Origin of the sequence: Nocardia elegans NBRC 108235, from assembly GCF_001612845.1 — a bacterium.
Lineage (GTDB): Bacteria > Actinomycetota > Actinomycetes > Mycobacteriales > Mycobacteriaceae > Nocardia > Nocardia nova.
This window is the reverse complement of record NZ_BDBF01000033.1, coordinates 51959-58319: the sequence shown is the minus strand read 5'-3', so window position 1 is coordinate 58319 and position 6361 is coordinate 51959. Positions and strand designations below refer to the sequence as shown.

The 6361-nt window shown below is 67.0% G+C and carries 5 protein-coding genes; 2 read left to right on the top strand and 3 right to left on the bottom strand.

Translation table 11 applies throughout. From position 1 onward, the window contains the following. Nucleotides 1-451 precede the first annotated feature (451 nt). Complete coding sequence (locus tag NE2_RS22950) at nucleotides 452-1825, bottom strand: GAF domain-containing protein (protein WP_030517133.1); 1374 nt, start codon at nucleotides 1823-1825, stop codon at nucleotides 452-454. A gap of 147 nt (nucleotides 1826-1972) precedes the next feature. After that, nucleotides 1973-3370 carry a mycofactocin biosynthesis glycosyltransferase MftF gene (gene mftF, locus NE2_RS22945; protein WP_063029273.1) on the bottom strand — a complete coding sequence of 466 codons (1398 nt, stop codon included), beginning with the start codon at nucleotides 3368-3370 and terminating at the stop codon, nucleotides 1973-1975. Between the two features lie 373 nt (nucleotides 3371-3743). Here mftF and mftR2 point away from each other — a divergent pair, with 373 nt between their 5' ends. Together mftR2 and NE2_RS22935 are read left to right on the top strand one after the other, a co-directional pair. Continuing rightward, nucleotides 3744-4367, top strand: coding sequence for a mycofactocin system transcriptional regulator MftR2 (mftR2, locus tag NE2_RS22940; RefSeq protein WP_030517131.1), 624 nt, complete (start codon nucleotides 3744-3746; stop codon nucleotides 4365-4367). Nucleotides 4368-4420: 53 nt separating this feature from the next. Continuing rightward, the gene (locus NE2_RS22935; RefSeq protein ID WP_063029271.1) at nucleotides 4421-5482 is read left to right on the top strand and encodes a ferredoxin--NADP reductase; all 1062 of its coding nucleotides are present in this window, start codon (nucleotides 4421-4423) and stop codon (nucleotides 5480-5482) included. A 111-nt stretch (nucleotides 5483-5593) separates the two neighbouring features. Here NE2_RS22935 and NE2_RS22930 read toward each other — a convergent pair whose 3' ends face one another. Next, on the bottom strand, nucleotides 5594-6343 hold the full coding sequence (locus tag NE2_RS22930; protein WP_063029269.1) for a DNA alkylation repair protein: 750 nt from the start codon (nucleotides 6341-6343) through the stop codon (nucleotides 5594-5596). Nucleotides 6344-6361: the final 18 nt, after the last annotated feature.

The window sequence follows — 6361 nt, the reverse complement described above, 5'->3', positions numbered from 1 at the left end:
CAGAGCCTCCTCGTTTGACGAAATACCCAGCGACCGAACGATTTTCGGGCAGCACGAAATAAGCCCCGGGCACCGCGCGACGACGCGGACCCTGGCTTTGCCACGGATGGTTCGGCGAATACACCTCACGCGATCGCGAAGGTGTGAAAGAGCGAAATGGTTTGTGTCTCAGTAATTTCGGTGAACCGGTGCGGTCACCAACTCATCCTCGAACTCGACTTCCTCCAACATCGCGGCCCCGAGCTCCCGCGGCCTCATCTCCTGCATCGGCCGGTGGCGACTCGCGCCACCGTTCATGCAGCGAACACTAGGCCGAAGACTAATAAAAAGGAATCAGTTCCTTCAAAAAAACTCGGACTAGCGTCCAATTCGGTCGATCTCGGGGCAGAGATGTGCCCGAAACCACACTGTGACCTGTTTGTGTGAGTCAGGACACTTTCAGACGCGGAGCCTACGAGCCGAAACGTTGCATCTGCGTTGCATCGGCGCCCATCCGCCGGTCGAGTACCCGAATTTTGGCCTCGATCTGGGCATACAGGGCGGAATCGCGGTCGGCGGTGGCTCGATAGGCCACCCATGCGGCGGCATCGTCACGCCCCTCGGCTCCCGAGGTCCAACGGCTCAGCACGGCCGCGTCACCGGAACGTAACACTGCGGTCCGTAGCCGCACCCGCAATTCATCGCGAATGTCTATAACTCCGGGAGCGGTCGAACGGGGCAGCACCGGTCCGGTGTAATGGCGGACCGCACTGTGGACATCACCGGAGTCCAGTGCCGCGCGCAGCGCCTCCACATCCGTGGACACCGGCACCCGCAACCGATACGGCCGCGAGCCGAAGACGTCCGGGCCGACCACCGAGCGCAGCCGCGACATGGCGGCGCGGATGGTGGCGTTGTCGAGGTCGGTGTCGTCGAGCAGCAACGCCAGATGATCGGCGGACAGACCTTCGGCATGTTCGGCCAGCAGCAGCAGGATCTCGGCATGCCGCTGCGACAACGCGATGCGCTCGCCGTCGACCGACAACTGCGGCTGGCCCAGCCCCAGCACCTCCAGCGCCAGTCGGCCGGCGGTCCGCGGCGGCGTCGAATGACCCACGGGCGCACGGCGATCCGCGCCTCGTTGTTCGGTGCGCACGGCCGCGAGCACCAGATCCATTTCCGCCGCGGTCGCGGCCGCCTTCACCAATGCCAGAATCTCCGGGCGCGCGACGCGCACGCCGCCGGCGATCATCAGCACGCCGACCAACCGGCCGTCCGGATCGTGGACGGGCGCGGCCGCCCCGGTGAGCTGATGCATCCGGTGCAGAAAGTGTTCGGGCCCGTGGATCCAGGTGGCGCGCCCGGTGCGGACCACCAGTCCGACCGCGTTCGTGCCGATGCGGCGTTCGGACAGATCGTCGCCCTCGCGCAGGCCGACCTCGGCGGCGGCCTCGACCCGGTCGGGATTGCCGTGCACCGACAGCACCCGGCCGAACTGGTCAGCGACGACCACGATCAGGCCGATGCCGGTGGCGTCCTGCAGCAGCAACTTGTCGACCAGTGGCATCACCGCGGCAATCGGATGGTTGTCGCGGTAGCGCTGCAGATCGGCACCTCGCAGACCGCGGCCGTCGAGTACGTCCATGGGGTCGACCCCGCCGCGCAGACTGCGCAGCCAAGACTCCAGAACCAGCGGACGCAGCAATCCGGGCAGCTGATTGAGCTGATCACCCCCGACGCTGAGGTAACCGTGGGCCTGAGCGGCATAGGCTTCCAGCGCACCGAGCTGTGTCCCGGGCTCGACCCTGCCCTCGGGACGGTTATCGCCTGTGAGATTGCTGACCATTTGCCTTTCTTTCCCGTCCCACACTGTACCGGCGGGTCAGGAAGGGCATGGGCGAAGCATACGGTTTGTCCGACAGGTCACACCAGTATCGGATCGCGGCGAAATGTGAGGTAGACGGCATATCGGGGCCAACTGTGACCCCGGCCATCAATGCCGCGGAACGGCCGGGCGCAGCGCGGCCACGTTGCGAGCACGCAGCGCACCCGACCAGAGGCCGGTCCCGTAGGCGAGGTCGTCGAGCCGCTTGCACATCAGATACCGCACCGGATCCAGGCCGCCGGCATCGCGGTGGGTGAACCAGTCGGCCAGTCCGTCGGCGATCGCCAGCGCGACCGCGAGCCGGCGGATGCGCCGGGAGGCGATCATCGCCAGCACGGTCACCGGCCAGTAGTGCCGGCACAGCGCCGAGACGATCCGCCACACCCCGGCGGAGAATCCGCGGGCCAGATGGATGGCCGCCACCCGCGTCGGATTGTCGAGTTCGGCGAACACCCGCCGCAGCCGGATCAGCGCGGCGAGCAGCGTGGCGAGTCCGCCCAGGATTCCGGCCCGCGAGGCGGTGGCAAGCAGCGCGGTCGCGGCGACGGTCCAGAACGGCACCGACAGCGGGGCGACCATCCCGGCGTGGCGCCTGGCCAGCGGCGCCGCGGCGGCGCCGTGAGAAACCTTGCGCCCGAACCACTTTCCGAACGAGGCCGGTTGATCGCAGGCGACGTGCGCGGCGGGCTCGTAGCGCAACCGCCAGCCGGCGCGCTCGAGTCGCCAGCACAGATCTATATCGGCGGCCGAGCGCATCTGCTCGTCGAATCCGCCCTCGGCCAGCAGGGCGTGCCGCCGCACCAGCAGGGCCGCGCCCGGCGCGTACGACACCGAGCCGCGCGAACTGACCGCGGTTTCCCGGCGGCCGAAATCCAGGGACGACCGCGCGCTCTCGTAGCGGCCCAGCACACTGGCATCCGGCTCGCGCGCCACGATGCGGGGCGCGACCAAAGCGACCTCGGGATCGCTGAAATGGCCGAGCATGACCTCCAGCCAGCCCGCGCGGGGCACCACATCGGAATCCAGGAATGCGACGAATTCCGTTGTCGCCGCCCGCAGTCCGGCATTGCGCGCGGCGACCACGCCCTGGCGTACATCGTGGCGGAGCACGGTGACGCGGCAACGCCCACCGGTGCGCGGAATCCGAACCGGCCGGTCCGAACCGTCGTCCACGACCACCACGCTGTGCCCGCGCAAGGTCGAGAGCAGCCGCTGCAATCCGGCGGCGTCGTTGCAATGCGGCACCACGACCGTGACCTCCTCGGGGGAAGGAAGCAGGCGCGGACGCGGGTTGGCCACCCCGGAGTCGAGCAGCCGTCTGGCAACCACCGCGGACTGGGGATCCGTCACTTCGAGATACCCGTCACCGATCAGGGCGGCCGCTTCCGGAGCAAGTTTCAGCAACCTCGTCGGCGAGCCACCGACCAAGAGCCGTCCACCGGAATAGGTGCGCACCCGAGGATCGATTCGCACCCCGAACCCGTTGGGCAGTCGATCATGGCGCATTCCAAGAATGCTATGCGCTAACCGCCCTCCGGGCATCCCGTGTCGAAAAAAACGGACCGAATTCGATACGAATCCGGCGGCAACCCACCGGCTCCGGCGTTGCGTGTGTGTCAATGACCATCGACGCTATCTGGCTATCGCACGGCAACATTCACTTCATGATCAACGAGATTCCGCGTGGGACGCGATAGTTCATCTCCGGCTACTACCGCATGAGATGCGGCGTCGCCGCGTGCGCCGATCTCCTCCACGTACCGGGCCGCGACCACGAACGCGCACTCTAGACTGCGGAAGGCAAGCACATTGAACAGCAGATGACGGGTGGCCGTCGGGCGGGCTGCGCAGGTCTAGAGGTGGCATGGGAGTCGGACGGATGCAGACGAGCGGGGGCGGCAACACACTCTCGGAAGCCGAGATAGTCGAGGCCGCATTGCGTGTGGTGCGCGCCGACGGCGTGGAGAAGCTGTCGATGCGCCGGCTCTCCCGCGAACTAGGCGTCTCGCCGATGGCGCCCTACTACTACGTCGCCGACAAGCGCGAACTGCTGGATCTGGTGGCCAGCGCGGCCCTGACCGGCGTGCGGACCCCACCGCCGGAATTCGGCACCTGGCAGCAGCGCCTGCGCGAACTCATCGATCAGATCGACGAGAAGCTGCGCAAACATCCGGGCCTCGGCGATGTGCTGATCGAACAGACGCTGGGCAAACAGCTCGATCTGATCGCCGCTGTGATGGAAATCCTGTCCGATGCGGGCTTCGACGATCGCAATGTGCTCGCCGCCTATGCCACCATTCACACGTATCTGTTCGGCCGCGCCCGGGTCAATCCGCGGGACCGATCCGCGCTGGTCGACATGCCGCTTCCCGAAGCCGTCGAGCGGGCCGTCAAGCACATGGGCGATCTGCGCGGCAAATACTCCTACGACTTCGGTATGGATGTGCTGATCGCGGGGCTCGAGGCCCAGCTTGTCCGGCAGCGGGACGGCCACGTATCATAAATTAGAACACGTTCTAGTTTGCCCGCTCCAGTGCCCGGCCCCGAGAGGACACCATGACCACCGCCGATCCCGTCGTACCGCACAGCTCACGATCGGCCGTGCTGCGGGTCGCCGCTGTCGTCAACGAGACGGCCGACGCCTGTTCGCTGGTCTTCGACGTGCCCGAAGAACTGCGCGAGCGCTTCGCCTACCAGCCCGGCCAGTTCCTGACGCTGCGCATCCCGAGCGAGCGCACCGGTTCGGTCGCGCGCTGCTATTCGCTGGCCAGCTCGCCGCACACCGATGTGCAGCCGAAGGTCACCGTGAAGCGCACGGTCGACGGATACGCGTCGAACTGGGTGTGCGACAACGTCCAAGCCGGTGACGAGATCGAGGTGCTGCCGCCTTCCGGCGTCTTCACGCCGAAGGATCTGGACGAGGATCTGCTGCTGTTCGCCGCCGGCAGCGGTGTCACCCCGGTGATGTCGATCCTGAAATCGGCGCTCGCCCGCGGCACCGGCCGGATCGTGCTGGTCTACGCCAACCGCGATCCGGAATCGGTCATCTTCGCCGACGAACTGCGCGAACTCGCCGACAAGAATCCGCAGCGGCTCGTGGTGGTGCACTGGCTGGAGACGCTGCAGGGCCTGCCCACCGCCGACGGACTGGCCGCGCTGTGCACCCCGTACACCGGTTTCCGCGCCTTCATGTGCGGGCCGAAGGCGTTCATGGACCGGGTGCACGACGCCCTGGCCCAGCTGGAGGTGCCGCGCAACCGCACCCACGCCGAGGTCTTCAATTCGCTGTCCGGCGATCCGTTCGCCGCCGGCGCCCCGGTCGAGGTCAGCGAGGAGGACGCCGCCGACGCGGCCACCGTGGAGGTCGAACTCGACGGCGAGACCCATTCCATGCAGTGGCCGCGGCGTCAGACCCTGGTCGACATCATGCTCGCCAAGGGCCTGGACGTGCCGTACTCCTGCCAGGAGGGCGAATGCGGATCCTGCGCCTGCACCGTGCTGGAAGGCAAAGTGGAGATGGACAATTCGGAGATTCTCGATCCGGAGGACATCGAAGCCGGGTACATCCTCGGGTGCCAGGCGCATCCGGTCACCGATCATCTGAAGATCCAGTTCTGAGGACCGCCGCTGCCGCAGCCGACCGGTAGGCCCTGCGCGGCAGGGGAATCCGCCGCGGTGCACGGCCGCGGTATCGGCACGGCGGCGGCGCCGGGTGGTGGGCGAGCCGGCTTACGGCGCTTGCCGTTGCGCCCGATAGGCCGCGCGCGTCTCGGGTTCCAGATGTTCGGTGGCGTAACTCAGTGCCGTGCGGCCCATATCGTGGGCACGGCGGTCCAGGAATTCGGTGAGCAGGGCGCGGTCCACCCGTTTGCCGACTTCCCGCAACATCCATCCGACCGCCTTCTGAATCAGGTCGCGTCGATCGTCGAGCAGCCGTTCGCACAGTGCGAACGTGGTCGAGGCGTCGCCGGCCTTGATGAATGCGAAGGTCGTCAGCAATGCGACCCGTCGTTCCCACAGCGATTCCGACCGCGCCAGTTCGTCGAGCAGATCGCGCGGCCGTTCCAGTAACCACGGGCCGAGGATGTTCTCGGCCGATACGTCGACCAGATCCCAATTGTTCACGCGCCCGCCGCGCACCGCCGCGAGATACATCTCGACGATTTCCTGTTGCGCGGCAACGTCGTACGTGCGCGGTTTCCCCGCCTTCGCCATGGCATTGTTCGCGATCACCAAGGCGGCGAGCCGATGTTCGTGCACCGGACTCCGCAAAAGCTCAGCTATCTCCGAAACGGGCAGTGCGAAAAATTGTTTCGCGACCTTGCGGGTCTGCGGCACGGGGACTCCGAGGAAGACGTCGCCCTCGCCGTAGTCCCCGGGCCCGGTTTTGAAGAACCGCCGCAACTCGAGGGCGCGGCCGGGATCACCCAGCTCGTCCATGGCACGCGCGACATCGGCGGCGGTCGGTGCGGAGTTCATGCCCGCACTCCGCCGACA